Annotated in this window: 17 protein-coding genes and 1 pseudogene; 8 read left to right on the top strand and 10 right to left on the bottom strand. The window is 68.9% G+C overall.

What is annotated here, in order from left to right; all coding sequences use genetic code 11:
- Positions 1-442 precede the first annotated feature (442 nt).
- Together ABN028_RS18570 and ABN028_RS18565 are read left to right on the top strand one after the other, a co-directional pair.
- Positions 443-925, top strand: coding sequence for a YflT domain-containing protein (locus ABN028_RS18570; protein ID WP_349689973.1), 483 nt, complete (start codon positions 443-445; stop codon positions 923-925).
- A 34-nt stretch (positions 926-959) separates the two neighbouring features.
- Positions 960-1,535 (top strand): histidine phosphatase family protein, encoded by a 576-nt coding sequence (locus ABN028_RS18565; protein WP_349329833.1) that lies wholly within the window; start codon positions 960-962, stop codon positions 1,533-1,535.
- Between the two features lie 72 nt (positions 1,536-1,607).
- Here the strand turns inward: ABN028_RS18565 and ABN028_RS18560 are convergent.
- Both ABN028_RS18560 and ABN028_RS18555 read right to left on the bottom strand, forming a co-directional pair.
- Positions 1,608-2,513, bottom strand: a pseudogene (locus ABN028_RS18560) (helix-turn-helix transcriptional regulator); the annotation flags it as partial.
- Between the two features lie 91 nt (positions 2,514-2,604).
- On the bottom strand, positions 2,605-3,483 hold the full coding sequence (locus ABN028_RS18555) for an alpha/beta hydrolase (RefSeq protein ID WP_349329831.1): 879 nt from the start codon (positions 3,481-3,483) through the stop codon (positions 2,605-2,607).
- On the opposite strand from ABN028_RS18555, the gene ABN028_RS18550 reads away from it, so the two are divergent.
- The 4 genes from ABN028_RS18550 to ABN028_RS18535 all read left to right on the top strand — a co-directional run bounded on the left by ABN028_RS18550 (position 3,395) and on the right by ABN028_RS18535 (position 6,761).
- Positions 3,395-4,246 carry a DUF6758 family protein gene (locus tag ABN028_RS18550; RefSeq protein WP_349329830.1) on the top strand — a complete coding sequence of 284 codons (852 nt, stop codon included), beginning with the start codon at positions 3,395-3,397 and terminating at the stop codon, positions 4,244-4,246. The two genes, ABN028_RS18555 and ABN028_RS18550, sit on opposite strands and share 89 nt — an antisense overlap.
- A gap of 62 nt (positions 4,247-4,308) precedes the next feature.
- The gene (locus ABN028_RS18545; RefSeq protein ID WP_349697417.1) at positions 4,309-5,187 is read left to right on the top strand and encodes a PHP domain-containing protein; all 879 of its coding nucleotides are present in this window, start codon (positions 4,309-4,311) and stop codon (positions 5,185-5,187) included.
- Between the two features lie 226 nt (positions 5,188-5,413).
- Positions 5,414-6,379, top strand: a complete 966-nt coding sequence (locus ABN028_RS18540; protein ID WP_349697416.1) for a RecB family exonuclease — start codon at positions 5,414-5,416, stop codon at positions 6,377-6,379.
- A 127-nt stretch (positions 6,380-6,506) separates the two neighbouring features.
- Positions 6,507-6,761: a hypothetical protein gene (locus ABN028_RS18535; RefSeq protein ID WP_349697415.1), complete on the top strand. Its 255-nt coding sequence runs from the start codon at positions 6,507-6,509 to the stop codon at positions 6,759-6,761.
- Here the strand turns inward: ABN028_RS18535 and ABN028_RS18530 are convergent.
- Positions 6,730-7,446 (bottom strand): helix-turn-helix transcriptional regulator, encoded by a 717-nt coding sequence (locus ABN028_RS18530; protein WP_349689980.1) that lies wholly within the window; start codon positions 7,444-7,446, stop codon positions 6,730-6,732. The genes ABN028_RS18535 and ABN028_RS18530 overlap by 32 nt on opposite strands.
- A gap of 420 nt (positions 7,447-7,866) precedes the next feature.
- On the opposite strand from ABN028_RS18530, the gene ABN028_RS18525 reads away from it, so the two are divergent.
- Entirely contained in the window at positions 7,867-8,565 is a 699-nt protein-coding gene (locus ABN028_RS18525; RefSeq protein ID WP_349697414.1) for a L,D-transpeptidase, read from the top strand.
- 156 nt (positions 8,566-8,721) lie between these two features.
- Here the strand turns inward: ABN028_RS18525 and ABN028_RS18520 are convergent, their stop codons facing one another.
- Entirely contained in the window at positions 8,722-10,530 is a 1,809-nt protein-coding gene (locus ABN028_RS18520; RefSeq protein ID WP_502879190.1) for a DEAD/DEAH box helicase, read from the bottom strand.
- Between the two features lie 201 nt (positions 10,531-10,731).
- On the opposite strand from ABN028_RS18520, the gene ABN028_RS18515 reads away from it, so the two are divergent.
- Positions 10,732-11,475 carry a ferritin-like fold-containing protein gene (locus ABN028_RS18515; protein ID WP_349329824.1) on the top strand — a complete coding sequence of 248 codons (744 nt, stop codon included), beginning with the start codon at positions 10,732-10,734 and terminating at the stop codon, positions 11,473-11,475.
- A gap of 22 nt (positions 11,476-11,497) precedes the next feature.
- On the opposite strand, the gene ABN028_RS18510 is transcribed toward ABN028_RS18515, so the two are convergent.
- The 6 genes from ABN028_RS18510 to ABN028_RS18485 all read right to left on the bottom strand — a co-directional run bounded on the left by ABN028_RS18510 (position 11,498) and on the right by ABN028_RS18485 (position 16,914).
- On the bottom strand, positions 11,498-11,773 hold the full coding sequence (locus ABN028_RS18510; protein ID WP_349697413.1) for a GlsB/YeaQ/YmgE family stress response membrane protein: 276 nt from the start codon (positions 11,771-11,773) through the stop codon (positions 11,498-11,500).
- 223 nt (positions 11,774-11,996) lie between these two features.
- Positions 11,997-12,224 carry a DUF3107 domain-containing protein gene (locus ABN028_RS18505; RefSeq protein ID WP_349329822.1) on the bottom strand — a complete coding sequence of 76 codons (228 nt, stop codon included), beginning with the start codon at positions 12,222-12,224 and terminating at the stop codon, positions 11,997-11,999.
- Between the two features lie 121 nt (positions 12,225-12,345).
- Positions 12,346-12,957 carry a TetR/AcrR family transcriptional regulator gene (locus ABN028_RS18500; protein WP_349329821.1) on the bottom strand — a complete coding sequence of 204 codons (612 nt, stop codon included), beginning with the start codon at positions 12,955-12,957 and terminating at the stop codon, positions 12,346-12,348.
- Positions 12,958-13,067: 110 nt separating this feature from the next.
- Positions 13,068-13,235, bottom strand: a complete 168-nt coding sequence (locus ABN028_RS18495; protein WP_349329820.1) for a hypothetical protein — start codon at positions 13,233-13,235, stop codon at positions 13,068-13,070.
- Between the two features lie 148 nt (positions 13,236-13,383).
- The gene (ligD, locus tag ABN028_RS18490; RefSeq protein ID WP_349329819.1) at positions 13,384-14,304 is read right to left on the bottom strand and encodes a non-homologous end-joining DNA ligase; all 921 of its coding nucleotides are present in this window, start codon (positions 14,302-14,304) and stop codon (positions 13,384-13,386) included.
- A 324-nt stretch (positions 14,305-14,628) separates the two neighbouring features.
- Positions 14,629-16,914: an immune inhibitor A domain-containing protein gene (locus ABN028_RS18485; RefSeq protein ID WP_349697412.1), complete on the bottom strand. Its 2,286-nt coding sequence runs from the start codon at positions 16,912-16,914 to the stop codon at positions 14,629-14,631.
- Positions 16,915-16,944 lie beyond the last annotated feature (30 nt).

Below are 16,944 nucleotides of genomic sequence, written 5' to 3'. Positions count from 1 at the left end.
TAGCGCGCGAGCTCAGATCGGCGTCGGAGGACGCTGGTACTGCAGGGATAAGCAGGTTTCACCTGCGACCACCTCCTCGACGCCGGGCCCTCGCAAGGGCAAAGCCAGCCGCGACCGCGGTTTGGCCGGAATGATCACGCTTGGGTGATCATTCCCCACGACACGTGGCGAATTCACCGTGCATCGTGGGGAATTGCCAACCTTGCCTGATGATTGGTTTCGAGAGTCATCACAACCGTGAGATGTCACGACAAGACGACGCGAACCGCCCCCAGTTTACCAGCGGCAAAACCGCCGATCTTGCGCATCGCCCGCAACAGGTGGGGCATCCTCGAAGGAGAACACTTCAGCTGCCGACGACGAACCGCGACTGGTCGATCTTGCGCGTACGGGCAAAGACGGCCCGCGGACCGGTGAGACCTTCGAGAGGAAGGTGTCCACGATGGCTGCTCCGCTTCCCGAGCCGCCCAGCGGCCTCAAGGTCGGGTCGTACCCCAACTACGCGGACGCGCAACGCGCGGTCGACTACCTGTCGGACAACAAGTTCCCGGTCGAGAACGTCACGATCGTGGGCAGCGACCTGCGGTTGGTCGAGCGGGTGACGGGCCGTCTCACTCAGGGCCGCGCCATCGCCGTCGGCGCCGGAGCAGGAGCGTGGTGGGGGCTCTTCGTCGGCATCCTGATAAGCCTGTTCGCCAGGACCGGGGGCAGTGCGCTCGCCCTTGTGATCACCGGTGTCGTGATCGGCGCGATCTTCGGCGTCATCTTCGGCTGGGTCGGCTACCGCGCGACGGGCGGCCACCGCGACTTCACCTCACGTACGCAGGTGGTCGCGTCGACCTACGACCTCCTGTGCCAACCGCAGAAGGCGGAGGAAGCGCGCAACCTTCTCGCCAAGCTGGCCTTGCACACAGGCACCCTGTGACGAAGGAGCCAGCCGTACGCACCGCGAGCGCCGGATGACCCGCGGCCAGCCCGACCTGTGGGTGGCCAGGCATGGCGAGACCGAATGGAGTCGTACGCGCAAGCACACCAGCGTGACCGACCTGCCCCTCACCGCCGAAGGCGAACGCGCGGCACGGGAGCTTCGGACCCGGTTGGCCGGTACGTCGTTCGACCTGGTCCTCACCAGCCCGCTCCTACGCGCCCGCGACACGGCCCGGCTGGCCGGTTTCGGGGACCGTGCTGAGGTCGATGCCGACGCCCACGAGTGGAGGTACGGCGAGTACGAAGGCCTGACCACCGCGCAGATTCAGCGGGACAGCCCTGGCTGGACCATCTGGACCCATCCGGTGCCAGGTGGGGAGAAGGCGCTGGAGGTGGCCGAGCGGGTGGACCGGATCATCGACCGGGTACGCACGGAAGCCGGCGAGCGCGCCCTACTCTTCGCGCACGGCCACCTCCTGCGGGTCTTGGGAGCCCGCTGGATCGGTCAGTCCGCTGAGGCCGGCGCCCACCTGGTCCTCGACACCACGACTGTGAGCGTGCTCGGCTGGGAACGCGACACTCCCGCCATCCTCAGCTGGAACGCCTGACCCGCCGCGAGCCGATCGTGATCCATCAGACACGCCCCAGGTGTTGGCGGCGACGAATGTCTGTGCCATCGCGACCGCGTCCGTGCGTAGCGCGGCTGGTTCGACGACGATGACGTCATTGCCGAGGGTACGGATCACGTCGAGGGCGTTGTCGGGATCTTCCACCACCAGTTCGACGTCGGACCAGCCCTCGGTGTCGGGCTCGGCGATGGTGCGGGACCGGGCCTGCACCCACTGGGCCCGAAGGAGTGCGTTGCCGCGGAGGCGGAGCTTCACCACCATGCGGCCGAACGTCTCGGCGTACGCCGCCACCGCGTCCTGCCAGTGCCGCACAAGGTCGAAGTCGGCAGGACGGACGAAGCGCTTCTCGGTCACGCTGAGGCTGTGCAGGCGGGACACGCGGTAGGTCCGGATGGCGGTGCCACGGAGAGCCAGCAGATACCAGGGGGTGCCCTTGCAGACCAGGCCTAGTGGCGCCAGTTCGACGGCCGATGTGGTCGTGCCGTATCGCACGAGGATCAGCCGGTCGGCCCAGATCGCCTGGTGCAGTTCGGGAAGAAGCGGTTCGGCCAGCGCCTCCTGGCCCCAGGGCTCCAGGTCGACATGAACCCGCTGCCGGGCGTGCTCGGCACGTTCTCGAGCGGTCTGCGGGATCGCCGCGAGCAGCTTGCGTTGGGTCGCGGTCGCGACCTCGCTGAGGCCCAGTGCGGCCGCCGCGGCCGGCACGCCGGTGAGGAACAGGGACTCGGCCTCGTCGGCCGTGAGCCCGGTCAGCCGGGTGCGGTAGCCGTCGAGGAGGCGGTAGCCGCCGTCGTTGCCGGGCTCGCCGACCAGGGGGATACCGGCGGCGTTCAACGACTCGACGTCGCGGTAGATCGTGCGTACGGACACTTCGAGGGTTTTCGCCAGCTCATCCGCCGTCATCCGGCCCCTGGCCTGGAGCAGCAGGACGACGGAGATCAGTCGGCTCGCCCGCACGCGCCCCAGTGTGCAGTACGCCACCGACGCTCTGAACCTCCGCCGGCCCACCACCCGGGTGGTCCGGGGAGGTGCACGCTCGCGGCAACCGTCAGAAGTTCCAGGCGAGGAACTCGAACTGCTCAGGCACCATCCGCCGCCAGTAGCCGGCCGTGTGCGCCCCCGGCTGGAACCCGCCCGCCGGCCGCGTCGGCAGGCTGTCGACGAACGCCTGCGTCGCGTCGACGAACGGATCGTCGCGCCCGCAGTCGACCCGGATCCGGATGTCCTCGAACGCCGACGGGTCGGCGAAGACGTCATGGGCCCGGAAGTCGGTCTCGCCGTCGAACGCACCTTCGGGCACCTCGGCGTAGTCCTGCCACAACGCCGGACTCGACACCACGACCGTCGCGATCCGGTCGGGGTGCTGCTCGGCCAGGAGCAGGGCACCGTAGCCGCCCATCGACCAGCCGATCAGGCCGATGCGTTCGGTACGCAGGCCGCGGGCGGCAAGCTGGGGGAGGAGTTCGGTGAGGATCATCGCCTGCGAATCGCGGCCGTCGCGGCGACGATGCCAGAAGCTGTCCGGTCCGCCGTCGACCGAGACGACGACGAAGGGCGTGGGCCACGCGGCGACCGCGGCCGCGAGGTACCGGTCGAGGCCGAGTTCGTCGAACGCGAACCGGTGGTCACCACCCCGGCCGTGCAGGGCGAGGACGACGGGGAGCCGGGCGTCGGTGGGTACGCCGGGAGGGTACGCAACCGACCATCGCACCAGGTCGCCCTTGCACGCGCGGGAGGCGTACTCCTTGTCGACCCGGGGACCTGGTCTGACATGGGGGATGACGCCGTCCTCGCCGGTGAGTCCCAGCGCGGTGTGGAGGTAGACGCGGCCGGGGAGCATGCGGGCCTCGACGAGCCCGACACCGGCGGTGCCGGCCGCGAGGAACCCGGCGCCGGCGGTGAGGAACGAGCGGCGACTCGAAAGCATGCGGGCCATCGTGGCATGCGTACCGTGCCGGCGATCAAGGCCTGTGAGGACCGGATCTGTACGTGATCTGTACACCTTGCGGCGTCCACCCTTGACCTGCGCCGTCTCAGGGAGGAACGTCGTACGCATGAAGGGCGATCCAGTTTGCCCGAGATGTCAAGGATCCTTGCGCGCCCCGTCGCCGTGGGACACGAACTGGAACTGCGGGGCGCACGGACCGGTACCCCCGTTGCGTCCGTTCAGTCAACCGTCGGCGGCTTTCGTACGCTGGTTGGCCTCGCGGTCGCGGCTCCCGATCTGGTTGCCGTGGCCGATTCCCCACGGATGGGTCATCACCGGCGTCGGCCACGCCGGCAGCGAGGTCGAAGGCGTCCGCGCCACGGTCGTCGCGTGCAGCGGGCCGAACCCGCTCGGCGGGCCCGGGGAGCTGCTGCTGGTGGCCGAGGAGATGGGCATCGGGTTGGGCGCGAGCTATGCCGGACTGTCGGGTGCGGACCCGGGTGACGCGTTCGGTGACGGCGCTCCGCAGGCGAAGGTCCAGGCCGGCGGCCGGCCGACGCCGCTGTGGTTCGTCCGCGGACCCGCTGATCGCGCTGTCTACGCGGGTGAGGCGGAGGGCTTCTGGTTGTGGCTGGTCTTCCACCCCGAGACCGCCGGGGCGCTGCTGCTCGAACCGTTCAGCCTCGCGGACATGGGCACCTTGGGGCGCGAGGTCGATCTGCTTCCTTACGGCGCGCTGACGCCTCGCCTCGGCGGCTCCTGAATCCCTGGGCGGGTACGCCCTAAGGTGTGCCAGATTGTTCGCACGCCACTCGGGAGCCCTCGGTGCGCATCGACCTGCACACGCACTCACGCTGCTCGGACGGTACCGATTCGCCGGGCGTCCTCGTCGACCACGCGGCGGCGGCCGGGATCGATGTCCTGGCGCTGACCGATCACGACACGTTCGCCGGGTGGGACGAGGCGCGCGCGGAGGCCGAACGCCTCCGGATCGGGCTCGTCGTGGGTGCCGAGGTGTCGTGCCGCCTGGCCGCCACGAGTGTGCACATGCTGGCGTACCTACCCGATCCGGGCGAGCCGGAACTGCAGGCCATGCTGGAACGCGTCCGCGAAGGGCGCAACGCCCGGGTTCCGCTGATCCTCGAACGCCTGCGTGCCGTGGGGGTCGTACTCGACGTCGCCGACGTGGCCGCCCAGTCGCGGGACGCGACGTCGCTCGGACGGCCACACGTGGCCGACGCGTTGGTGGCGGCTGGTCATGTCGCGAATCGGCGGGAGGCGTTCGACCGCTGGCTGAGCGAGGGAAAGCCGGCATACATCACGAGGTACGCACCGGAACCGGCCGACGTGGTCACCCGGATCATCGCGGCCGGCGGAGCACCCGTGCTGGCGCATCCGCGCGGGCGGGCCAGCCGCAAGGTGCTGAGCGACGATGTGATCGCCTCCCTCGCCGACGCGGGCCTGGCCGGTGTCGAGGTGGACCATCACGACCACGACGAGGCCGTACGCAGGGCCTTGCGCGGGCTCGCGGGCGACCTCGACCTCGTGGTCACCGGGTCCAGCGACCATCACGGGACCGGCAAGGACGGCCACGAACTGGGCAGCTGCACCACCAGCGAGGGTGAGTTCCTGCGCCTGCTCGACCGGGCGCGGGTCAACGCCGAGCGGTCGGGACGGGTGGTTCCGCAGCCCTACCTGCCGTGACGTCCCTTCTCCTGTCCCACCTGTCATCGCCCTCGTCGCGTGTGTCGCATGTGTCGCGTGGGGGGCGGCACCCTCATCCCAACCTGTTGGTGCAGGGTGCCCTCACGCAGGGCGGCGGTCACGGAGGGCGGCGGCAATGGTGCAGGGTGCCCCTCACTCGGGAGCGAGATCGCATCTGCGAGGGGGCGAGGACGGGTTGTGGGTGGTCGTTGGCAGGATGGCCGGCATGGGGGCACCACAACAGCAGTTGGGCTTCGAGGCCATGCCGCGCCGGCTCTTCCGAGCGACGCCGACCAGGTTGCTCGGTTGGCTGGACTGTCCGCGGCGTTACCGCTTCACCTACCTGGAGCGACCCACCCCGCCGAAGGGTCCGCCGTGGGCGCACAACAGCGTGGGTGCAAGCGTCCACACCGCGTTGGCCTCCTGGTGGCGGCTGCCGGTGCATGGACGTACCCCCGATGCGGCGGGCCAGATCCTGCAACGGGTCTGGATCGACGAGGGCTTCCGAGACTCGGCACAGAGCGACCGTTGGTGCGACTACGCCCGACGGATGGTGGAGCACTATGTCACCGGCCTCGACCCGTGCGACGAGCCGATCGGGGTCGAACGCACGGTTGCCGTGACCACGCCGTCCCTGGCGCTGTCCGGCAGGATCGACCGCGTGGACGCCCGCCCGGTGAGTAGCAGATCCGGCGACCAGGGCGACGCTGCCGGCGACCAGGGCGACGCTGCTGGCGACCAAGGCGACACTGCTGGCGAACCGCCCGGCGGTCCCGGAGAGGTCGAGCTCGTCGTCGTCGACTACAAGACCGGTCGCCGCAGCCTCACTACGGCCGACGCGCGGAGTTCACTCGCGCTCGCCGTCTACGCCGCCGCGACTGCACGCACCCTCCACCGCCGCTGCCGGCGCGTCGAGCTGCATCATCTCCCGACCGGCACCGTCGTGTGGTGGGAGCACAGCGCCGAGTCGCTCACCCGCCACATCGCTCGGGCCGACGGGATCGGGGCCGAAGCGGCCGAAGCCGAAGCCGCTTACGCACAAGGGCTTTCGCCGGCCGAGTGTGAGCGAACCTTTCCGCCGGCGCCAGGGCCGCAGTGCGCATGGTGCGACTTCTCGGCCCACTGTCCCGAGGGACGTTCGGCATACCCGAGCAACCGGCCGTGGGACGGCCTCGACACGGCCGTGGGTTGACGGGGTCTGCAACGGCTCGCAGCGCTTTCAACAACTCCCAGCGTCGGCAACGGCGGCAAGCGTTTCAGCAACCCCCAGCGTCGGCAACGGCTCGCCGGTTAGGGATTTGCGGCTTACGGTAGGAACCATGGATCTGCTTCGCCTGCTGGCAGAGCCGCGCAAGCTGCTCGGTGGGCTGACCATCGCGTTCACGGCGCTCGCCATGCTCTGGGTGTTCGGTCAATACGACGGACGCCTGCCGGCGGCGACCGCGTTGCTGATACCCATCGTGGTGCTGAGCGTCCTCGCGTGGCAGAAGGATCGTGCACTGCGGGGATGGCTCTATCTGCTGGCTGCGTGGACGTGCGGCTTCATCGCCTACGGCGCGCTGTATCCAGGTTGATGACCACGCCGACGGGACCCGCGTCTGGCGGTGGAGCGCCAATCGCGGGCAGATCCCGGCCGACGACCGGATCCGGAGTCAGGTGCGCGGAACGGACCCGATCCAGCCGGAACCACCGCACGGCGTCGCGACGCAGGCACCATCCGACGAGGTACCAGTGGTCACCGGTGTGCGTCAGCTCCAGGGGTTCGACGCGGCGCCGGGTCGACTCGCCCTTCGCGTCGACGTAGTCCAGGACCACGACGCGCTGCTGGCGCAGAGCCTCGTCGATGACACGTGGTGCGGGTGCGGACTCGGTGGCGGGGCGCTGCGTCCGGCCGAGTAGTTTCACCACCTCGTGGCGCGACTCCATGTCCAACACGGCGGCGATCTTCTTGAGTGCGGCGGCACCGTCGGGGGCGATCAGGGCTTCGGAGTTGGCCGCGAGCGCCGCGGCAACCGCCATCGCCTGTGCATGAGTGAATTTCACCGGAGGCAGCGTGTCCTCGGCTTCGAGGACGTAACCACCGCTGGGCCCGTTTCGTGCCCTGATCGGAGTGCCTGCCTGCTGGATGGCGGTGACGTCGCGCTTGATGGTGCTGACGCTCACCGCGAACCGCTCGGCGAGATGCTGCGAACTGCACCCTCTCGGCCCGGCGCGGCGCAGTTCCTCGGTCAGGGCGTGGAGACGATCTGTCCGGTTCACCCGACAACAGTGGCACAAGGCGCCGACAGAACCGGTGACCTGCAGGGCGCCACGGGGGTCCGTTTTGGAACTGTTGGACTGTGCGTACGCGTGACACACCCATGGGAGGGAGTCCTCCAGGAGTAGCTGCTCGGATGGTGCAACAGCGGTCCGCGTATCCGCATGCAACGCGACGGTCGGTTCGATCCCGCAGTCCTCGTCCCCAGCGCGGTCCCCGATCGATCTCGAGTGGAGGTACCACTACGCTGTGATCCCCAGCAGTCGAAGCCAGGTCCCGTCGAAGCCAGTGCGGATGGCCCAGGGTCGAAAGCTGGTCATTTACCCCAATACGATGGGGGCGGCCCGCACTGGGGTCGTCTGACCTAGCCTGTTGATAGCTCACGGCTGGACTGCTCGCACGCAGCGTGAGGAGGATCGTCGATGAGGCACGCCGCCCGCCGGTCACGCCGGTTGGGACACCGCCGAATCCTCTCGGCGGGCCTCTCGGTCCTCACTCTCACAGTCGCTCTGCTCGGCGCAACCGGTCTCATCCCGGTCGGCACGACCATCGTGCAGCCCGCCGCCGACACCGTGCAGGACCGTCAGCGCGATCTGGCGGATCGGGCAGGCGGTCCCCTCCGAAAGGCCCCGGACCCGACACCGCATAGCGGGACGAGTCCTACGGCCAAGGCATGGACAGCTTCACCGGCACCCACGACGCCACGGCCAGACGCCCTCCCCGTCGGCAGCGGTACCGGCACCCGTGTCGTCTATGCCCTGAAGGCCAACCGGGTCTGGCTGGTCAAGGGAGACAACACCGTCCTACGCAGCTATCTCGTGTCAGGGACGAAGTACGGTCAGGTCAGGCCCGGCAGGTACGAAGTCATCCGCAAGCGCCGCAACACGACCAGCTATCACGGCACCGAGCGGATGGAATACATGGTGACGTTCACCTTCGGAGAGAACGCGGCGATCGGGTTTCATGACATCCCGATCAGCATCGCGACCGGCGAGCCGGTACAGACCCTTCGTCAACTCGGGCAGTCACTGTCCGATGGATGCGTACGCCAGGCACGACCCGACGCCAAGGCCCTGTGGGACTTCGCGCCGACGGGGACTCCCGTCGTCGTCCTGGCGTGAGCGGCGGCCGGACCGCATCAACCTGCGCGTAGGCCTTGAGCTTCGGCACCGCCATCGGTGCGGAACATGAGGTTGGAGCGGCACACGACGTCACTTGTCAGGGCATGCTCATGACGTACCGATCATGAGGGTCGCATCGCCGGAGAACGGGCTGGCTCAGCCGGACGCTTTCTCGCCGTGTCCAGCGCCCTCTGCGCCTTCAGCGTCCCCCGCCGCATCAGAAGAGGTACGTCGGCGCCGCAGTCGGAACCTCCGGCGCCGCGCGGTGCGAGAGGTGCCCCCGCCTTCTCCGGTCGACGATGACGAGGCCGGAGCGGCGGGCTGCCGCGCGTCGGTCACCGTGTCTGTCGATGTTCCCGACGGTGCCGTGGTGCCGGTCGCATGGTGCCCACCGGTCGCGGCGGTGCCGGGCGCATGGTCCCGGTCCTTCGCGATGTCGGTGTCGGCATTGCCCCGAGAACCAGTAGGTCCGGCCGCTGCCTCGGTGCCGTCCGCGGGGTCGGAGGGTCCCGCATCCTTCTCCGCGACGACGACGCCCGAACGGAGTCGGCGGCGCCGGCGGCCCCGGCTGGACCGGCCCTCACGGCCGTCCTGTTCCCGATTGTCGTCCCTGGTGGTCGTCCGGTCAGAAGAAGCCTCGCCGCGCCGCCCGCGCGAGCGTCGCCGGCCCGCCGGCCCGTCCTGCCGGTCACGTTCGCCCTTGTCCCTGCCGGCCCTGTCGCGGCTGACCTTGTCGCGGCTGGGGCCGCGGGGCTCGCCTACCCGGCCGGTCGCGTCCTTCGGGATGCCCAGGTCGTGGAAGAGGTGCTCGGAGGTGGAGTACGTCTCCACCGGCGCCTCGAACGGGAGACCGAGCGTGGCGTTGATGACCTTCCACCGAGCAAGGTCCTGCCAGTCGACGAACGTCACGGCAATGCCGGATGCCCTCGCTCGGCCCGTACGCCCGATTCGGTGGACATAGGTCTTCTCGTCGTCGGGACACGTGTGGTTGACGACGTGGGTGACCCCCTCGACGTCGATCCCGCGGGCCGCGACGTCGGTGGCCACCAGGACGTCGACCTTGCCCGAGCGGAACCGCTCCAGCGCCCGTTCCCGGGCGATCTGGCCGAGGTCACCATGGATCGCGGCCGCAACGAAGCCACGGTCAGCGAGGTCGTCGGCGACTTTCTGCGCGCCACGCTTGGTGGTGCAGAAGATCATCACCCGGCCGCGGCTCTCCGCCTGGAGGAGTCGCGCCAGGATCTCGGCCTTGTCGAGATCATGGCAGCGGTAGACGAACTGCGCCGTCGCGGGCACCACCTGACTCTCGTCGGCGGACTCCGCGCGCACGTTGACCGGGTGCCGCATGTGCCGCCGGGCCAGCTGTACCACGTCGCCCGGCATCGTCGCCGAGAACAGCATCGTCTGGCGCAGCTCGTGAGTCATTTTGATCAGGCGTTCGACATCGGGCAGGAAGCCCAGGTCGAGCATCCGGTCGGCCTCGTCGAGGACCAGCACCTTCACATGGGAGAGGACGAGTGCCCGGCGGTCGGCGAGGTCGAGCAGCCGGCCAGGGGTTCCGACCACGACGTCGACGCCGGACTTCAGCATGTCGAGCTGTGGTTCGTAGGCCACCCCGCCATAAACCGTCAGAACCCTCGCTCCTCGGATCGAGCCGGCAGCCGTGAGGTCGGCCGTCACCTGGAGCGCCAGCTCCCGCGTCGGTGCCACGACCAGCGCCTGCGGCTTGCCGGGGGCGTCCAGGTCCTCGTAGTCGCGGTCCCGCGGGCTGACGATGCGCTGCAGTAGGGGCACGCCGAATGCGAGCGTCTTGCCGGTGCCGGTTCGCGCCTGCGCGATCAGGTCAGCACCAGTGAGCGCGATCGGAATCGCCATCTCCTGGATGGGGAACGGCTCCGTGATCCCGACGCGATCGAGCGCGTCGACGATGTCGGGGAGCGCGCCAAGTTCTTTGAAAGTCGTCAGAGCTTTTCGCCTCTTGTTCGTACGCCGTGGCGTGTCGGAATCGGGCCCGCCCTCGGGCGGCCGGAGCGGCAATCGCCCGCCGGATGCCCGGATCACGGGAAGCCCTCGCCACGGAGTCTAACCGCCGCCGGATCCCGGGGGCCTGGCAGGCGTCGTCGCACCGCGTACTCCGTCCCGTGTGACCCCTTAAGCTCATGCCCCATGAGCGCGAAGGACAGCGAGGCCAGCCGTAGGGACGCGCCAGCCGGGGGAGCAGGGGCGAGCGGTGGGGTGGCGGCCCAGGAGGATCCGGTCTACCGGCCGGCGGTGATCGACCTCCTGGGCGTACTCGCCTATGGCGAACTCACCGGATTCGAGCGGCTCGCCGACGATGCCACGATGGCGCCGACCCTGGGCGACAAGGCGGCCCTCGGTGCGCTCGCGGTGACCGAGTTCCACCACTTCGAGCGGCTCCGCGACCGGCTCCAGGAACTCGGGGTCGAGCCCGTGTCGGCGATGGAACCCTTCCGCGCGGCCCTCGACGAGTTCCACCGGCACACCGCGCCGGCCGACTGGCTGGAAGGACTGGTGAAGGCGTACGTCGGCGACGGGATCGCCACGGACTTCTACCGCGAGGTCGCGGCCTTCGTCGACGCCGACACCAGAGCCCTCGTGCTGGAGGTGCTCGAGAACTCCGGACACGTCACCTTCGTGGTTGATCGGGTACGCAAGGCCATTGCCGACGACCCTCGCGTCGGTGGCCGGCTCGCGCTCTGGGGACGCAGACTCGTCGGCGAAGCGCTCTCCCAGGCACAACGCGTCGCCGCCGAGCGGGACGCACTCGTGGCCCTGCTCGTCGGCGGCGTCGACCGCCCCGGGATGGACCTCGCCGCCATCGGCCGGATGTTCGCCCGCCTCACCGAGCAGCACGCACACCGGATGGCCACCCTGGGCCTGCAGTCCTGACTGTCTGTCCTCTGGTGCGCCTCTAGTGCGAGATCTTGCTCCCGCGACGGGCCATGACCGAAGACGCGATGGCAACGAAGATCACAGCCACGACGACGCTGATGAGCCAGCGGAGCCAGTCGATTCCTGACGTGGCTGCGACTCCGAAGACCGTGGCCAGCCAGTAGCCGACCAACACCCCCGCGACACCGCAGATCACGGTCAGCCACAGCGGAATGTTGTCGCGGTTGCTCGGAGCAATCCACTTGCCCAAGAGGCCGATGATGATTCCGGCAATGATGACGCCGATGATGCTCATATGGCCCCCCTCTCTTTGTGACTCACCGTACTCCCGCCCGTGGTGCCCCCGGTGGTGCCGGAAGTCCCGTTCTGGTGAGGGGTACGCGAGGTATCCGCCGTGCGCCAGCGGGCCGCGGGGGGTGCGGGACATCTGGGCGAAGGTACGCAGCAAGGCGTCAGTCACCCATGCTGTGACAACCGCTGTGACAACGACGGATCCTGCGCCGGGCCGGACCTGTGGGTCACATGGCGCCGAAGCCGACCCGCCGCTCTTCCTGGGCCCCGAGCTCGACGTAGGCGATCCGCTCAGCGGGTACCAGGACCCGGCGACCACGCTCGTCGGCCAGGCTGAACAGGCCGTCGTCGCTTTCGAGCGCCTTGCTCAGGGCGGCCTCGATTTCGTCAGGACCCTGGTTGCTCTCGAGCACGATCTCTCGCGGAGCGTGCTGGACGCCGATCTTGACCTCCACGGCCCACCTTCTCTTCGTTTCGTGCACTTCGTTCGGATCGCGCACCGCAGGAAACTGCGGCAATCCGCGCCGGCACAGTCGAGGCTAGCCGACGGTTTGCGGGTGAGGTTCGTGGCGTCGGTCAGTCGGCGCGGGGGAAGCCGCGGATACCGCGCCAGGCGAGCGTGGTGAGGAGCTTCGCGGCCTCGTCACGGTCGATGGTGCCGCCGGCCGACACCCAGTAGCGGGCTGTGACCTGCGCGAGCCCGGCCATTCCGGCAGCGAGGAGCATGGCCTCCTCCCGTGGGAGGCCGGTGTCTTCGGAGATGACCGCCGAAATCGCCTCGGCACAGGCGCGGCTCACCTTGTCGACGCGTTCACGGACGGCCGGTTCGCTGGTGAGGTCGGACTCGAACACCAGCCGGAACGCACCGCCGTCGTTGCCCACGAAGTCGAGATAGGCGTCCATCGTCGCCGCGACGCGTTCCTGGTTGTCCTGGGTGGAGGCCAAGGCGGTGCGTACGGCGTCGACGAGTGCGTCGCAGGAGGCGTCCAGGAGCGCGAGGTAAAGCTCCAGCTTGCCCGGAAAGTGCTGGTAGAGCACGGGTTTGCTGACGCCGGCACGCTCGGCGATGTCGTCCATGGCGGCGGCGTGGTAGCCGGCGGCGACGAAGACCTGCTGGGCTGCGTCGAGAAGCTGGGCGCGACGTGCCTGGCGGGGGAGCCTGCCACCCCGGGGGCGAATGTCCGACATCGTCACTTCGACTCCTCCTCTGCCGACCTGACGTCGGCTCCCCCGGCGGCTGAGGTCAACGGTCGGTGATCATACCGGCGCTTTGGGCAGACACTTCGGTCCGCGAGGTGTCAGCGGTAGTCCTCGTCGTCGAGAGCAACCTCGTGGTGCTGGTCGGCCGCATCGGCCTCGGGAGCTTCGAGGTCGAGTTCCTCGCCCTCGTGATCGAGCGGAGTCTCGGTTGCCTCGTCGTCCTCGACTTCGATTGCGTCTTCGAACGGGACCTCGACGTCGGTCATGGTGCGCGCCTCCGTTCTTGCGGTTGAGATCGTGGCTGATCGGATCCCTGACGTTGCGGTTCTCCGAACGACACTAACTCCGAACCGGGCGGGTGGGTACGCAGAACGCGACAGTCCGGGCGGATCTGCCCAGATCCGTCACCCCTGATCAGGGGAGGCGCTGGGGGGCCGAGCCGAGGTCGGCGAAGAGGTCGCCGAGGCTCTCCACCCGGTCCAGGACCTCGTCCGGACTGAACGTCAGATCGGCCGCCCGGCGGCAGCCGTCGACCTCGTCCCAGGTGAGCGGCGTGGAAACGGTCGGGGTCTCGTTGCCGCGCAGGGAGTACGCCGCGACGGTGGTCTTTGCCGGATTGTTCTGGCTCCAGTCGAGGAACACCTTGCCCGGGCGGGCAGCCCTTGTCATGGTGGCGACGACCAGCTTCGGGTGCTCGCCGGCGAGTTGCTCGGCGAGCTGCTTGGCGTAGCCGGAGGTGGCCTCGCCCGGCGTCTCGACCAATGGGACGTAGAGCTGCATGCCCTTCGACCCTGACGTCTTCGGCCAGGCCCGCAGGTCGTCGGCCTCGAACAGGTCGCGGAGCAGGAGCGCCACCTCGCAGCACTGCACGAGGTCGGCCGGCGGCCCCGGATCGAGGTCGATGACAAGCAGGTCAGGCTTGCGGATCCCGCCGCGAGGGCCGACCTTCCACTGGGGTACGTGCAGCTCGAGCGCGGCGAGGTTGGCGAGCCAGACGAGGGTCGGGAGCTTGTCGACGACGACGTACTCCACGTCCTCGGTACCGCGGGTGCTCCCCGGTGAGGGAATCGTCACTGTGCGGACCCACTCCGGTGTGCCGCGTGGTGCGTTCTTCTCGAAGAACGGTTGCTTGTGTACGCCATCGGGCCAGCGCTTGCGCGTCAGCGGCCGGTCGGCGACGCGGGGGAGCAGGGCGGGGGCGATCCGGGTGTAGTAGTCGATGACCTCGCCCTTGGTGAACCCCGTCGTCGGATAGAGCACCTTGTCGAGGTTGGACAGCGCGAGGACCTGGCCGTCGACGCGTACACGGACCGAACTCGTCTTCGCGGGTGCCATATCCGCCATCCTCGCCGTCACACCGACGAAGCGCCACCTGTCCGCGGAATGGGACCCGATCACGGTCCGTTGTCGTGTCCTGGGCTTGGGCGGGGCTTCGGCCGCGCCTGCAAATGACCACGCTGCCCATGCTTGTGCTGTCCGGACAGGTGTCGGTTCCTGTTCCAGCTACCAGCAGCATGGGCAGCGTGGTCATTTGTCGGACCCCGGCCACCACCAGCATGGGCAGCGTGGTCATTGTCGGACGCCGGCTCCGCGCAGGGTGGGCGGGCATCGTACTCACGCATGCGCCCGCCCACACCCGGCTCCCTGGTCGGTACGGGCCTAGTCCGCCGGGCGGACCGCGACCGTCAGCTGGCGGCCGTTGGCCGACTGCTTGGTGACCACGATCCTGACGCCGTAGCCCGCCACCTTGACGCTCTTGCTGGGGTTGGCGGCGTTCCAGTAGGCGTTCGGGTCGGAGTCGTCGAAGGTACGGATCGCCTTCGACGCGGGGACGTCGGCGATGAGCACCTGGACCTGGTTCCCCGCCATGACCTCCTTGCTCAGTGTGATCGGCTGGGTCTTCTCCAGTCCGAACGTCGCGTCGAAGGAGTGTGCCCGGCCGTTGGCCAGCGACCCGTCCTCGTAGGCGATCAGCCCGGGACGCGCGTCGACGGGCAGGATCAGACCCTCACCCGGGTGGCGTGAGGTGTTGTTGTCGCCCTGCTTCTCGTTCCAGTACGTGACGAGCAGGCCGTTCTGGTACGGGTAGTGCTGTACCCAGTCGGGCTTGCTGATCGCGCGGTTGAAGTTGTACGGGCCGGTCTCCAGGTTCGCGTCGAAACCGATGTACTGACGGTTCTCCGCGAGGTAGTAGGTGCCCTTGAGCTCCGTGACACTGCCGCCGAACCTGGTCCAGTTGCCGGTCCAGCCGTTGGTGCCCGCTTCCACGTCGTCGAAGAAGACCTGCGCACCGTCGGCGGTGACCGCGATGTCGTCCAGCATAGGCCCGGCCAGGTGCACGCCACCGTCGGTCGTGTAGCGGAACCGGAACTGGATCGACTGACCGGCGTACGGCGTCAGGTCGTAGGTCAGGTCGACCCACTCGCCGTCGGAGGTGCCGTCGACCGGCTCACCGACACCCTCCCAGTGTGTGCCGTCCGTCGAGACCTCGGCGCGGAGGAAGTCGTAGCCCTCCTCGATGTCGTACCACGCCTTGGCGGTGATCGACGCGCTGGACTTCCCGGTCAGGTCGATGGTGCGCCGGAGCATCCGGTTGAGGTCGTCGGCACTGCCTCCCCACCACTCGAAGGACCCGGAGAACGGGTCGTTGTAGTCGGTGGTGACCGACTCCTTGGGCAGGGGTACCACCAGCGCCTGCGGTTTGTCCGTGGACAGGGCGGCCGGGCCGAGCACCGTGGTCGACGCGCGGTCGGGTGAGACGACGTCGTAGTCGAGCCAGCCGAGTTGCAGCTTCTCCCAGGCGCCCATGTAGCCGGGCGAGGTGCCGATGTCGTCCTTGCCCTTGTTGAGCCACGAGCCGGACGACATCAGCGACCAGAATCCGGTGCTGTTGTCACCGCCGGCGGTGTCGTAGAGGTCGGGCAGACCGAGGTCGTGGCCGAACTCGTGGGCGAAGACGCCGAGGCCGCCGTTCTCCGGCTCGGTGGTGTAGTCGCCGATCCACATGCCGGTGTCGCCGATCGGGACGCCGCCGCGCGGGTTTCCGTCGGGGCCGTCGTTGAGGCCCTGGAACGCGTACCAGCGGTGCGACCAGATCGCGTCGCCGCCCTGTGCGCCGCCGCCGGCCTCCTCACCCTCGCCCGCGTGGACCGCCTGGAAGTGGTCGACGTAGCCGTCGGCCTCGTCGAAGTTGCCGTCACCGTCGAAGTCGTAGCGGTCCCACGTGTCGAACTGCGCGAGGTACTCCTTGATCTCGGCAGCCGACTTGCCAGCGGCGACCTCGGCGTCGTACCACGCCTTCGCGGTGTCCTTGACGTAGTTCCAGTAGCCGTCGGACTGGGCGATCTCGTTGCTGCCGTACCGCGCTTCGTTGTACGGAAGCTGCACCCAGTCGCTCACGTCGCCGGCCACGGTGTAGCGGCCCTGCGACTGCGCGCGGTAGAAGGTCGACATCGACTCGCCGTCCTGACCGAAGAAGAGGTCGAGGTAGTAGTCGCGGCTGAAGTCGGCCGCCCACGAGGTGGTGTTGTCACGCCGGCGGTCGGGCTCGGCGATCTCGTTGGCCACCGGGCCAGGGGAGCCCCCCGTGCGCGGATCGGTCTGGTCGCCGAACGCCGTGAGGATGGTGAAGATCTTGTCGGTCTTCTCCATGCTGACCTGGGCGTAGTCGCCCTTGGCCATGCGTACGACGTCGGAGTGGCCGCGACGTTCGACCTTCGCCTCGCCGCGCAAGACCTTCTCGATCGCGGCCTTGCGGGTTTCGCGGAGCTTCTCTGCGTACGGGTTGGGCAGGTCGTCCGGCGCGTGCTGACGGGCGGGCGCCGGGTCTCCCGCGGGCGGCGAGGCGACCGCGGGGATACCGGCCGCGGTGGCGGCCAGCGTGGCGAGGGCGGCGACTGCTGCGGTGGCGGCTGTCGCGACCGCGGTGGATCGGCGAACTCTCACTGCACTCCTTCCAGGCGGTCCTGCCGTCCG

It is taken from the genome of Actinopolymorpha sp. B17G11 (assembly GCF_040196095.1).
Taxonomy (GTDB): Bacteria; Actinomycetota; Actinomycetes; order Propionibacteriales; family Actinopolymorphaceae; genus Thermasporomyces.
The sequence above is the reverse complement of the archived record's forward strand: the minus strand, read 5'-3'. Positions and strand labels throughout refer to the sequence as shown.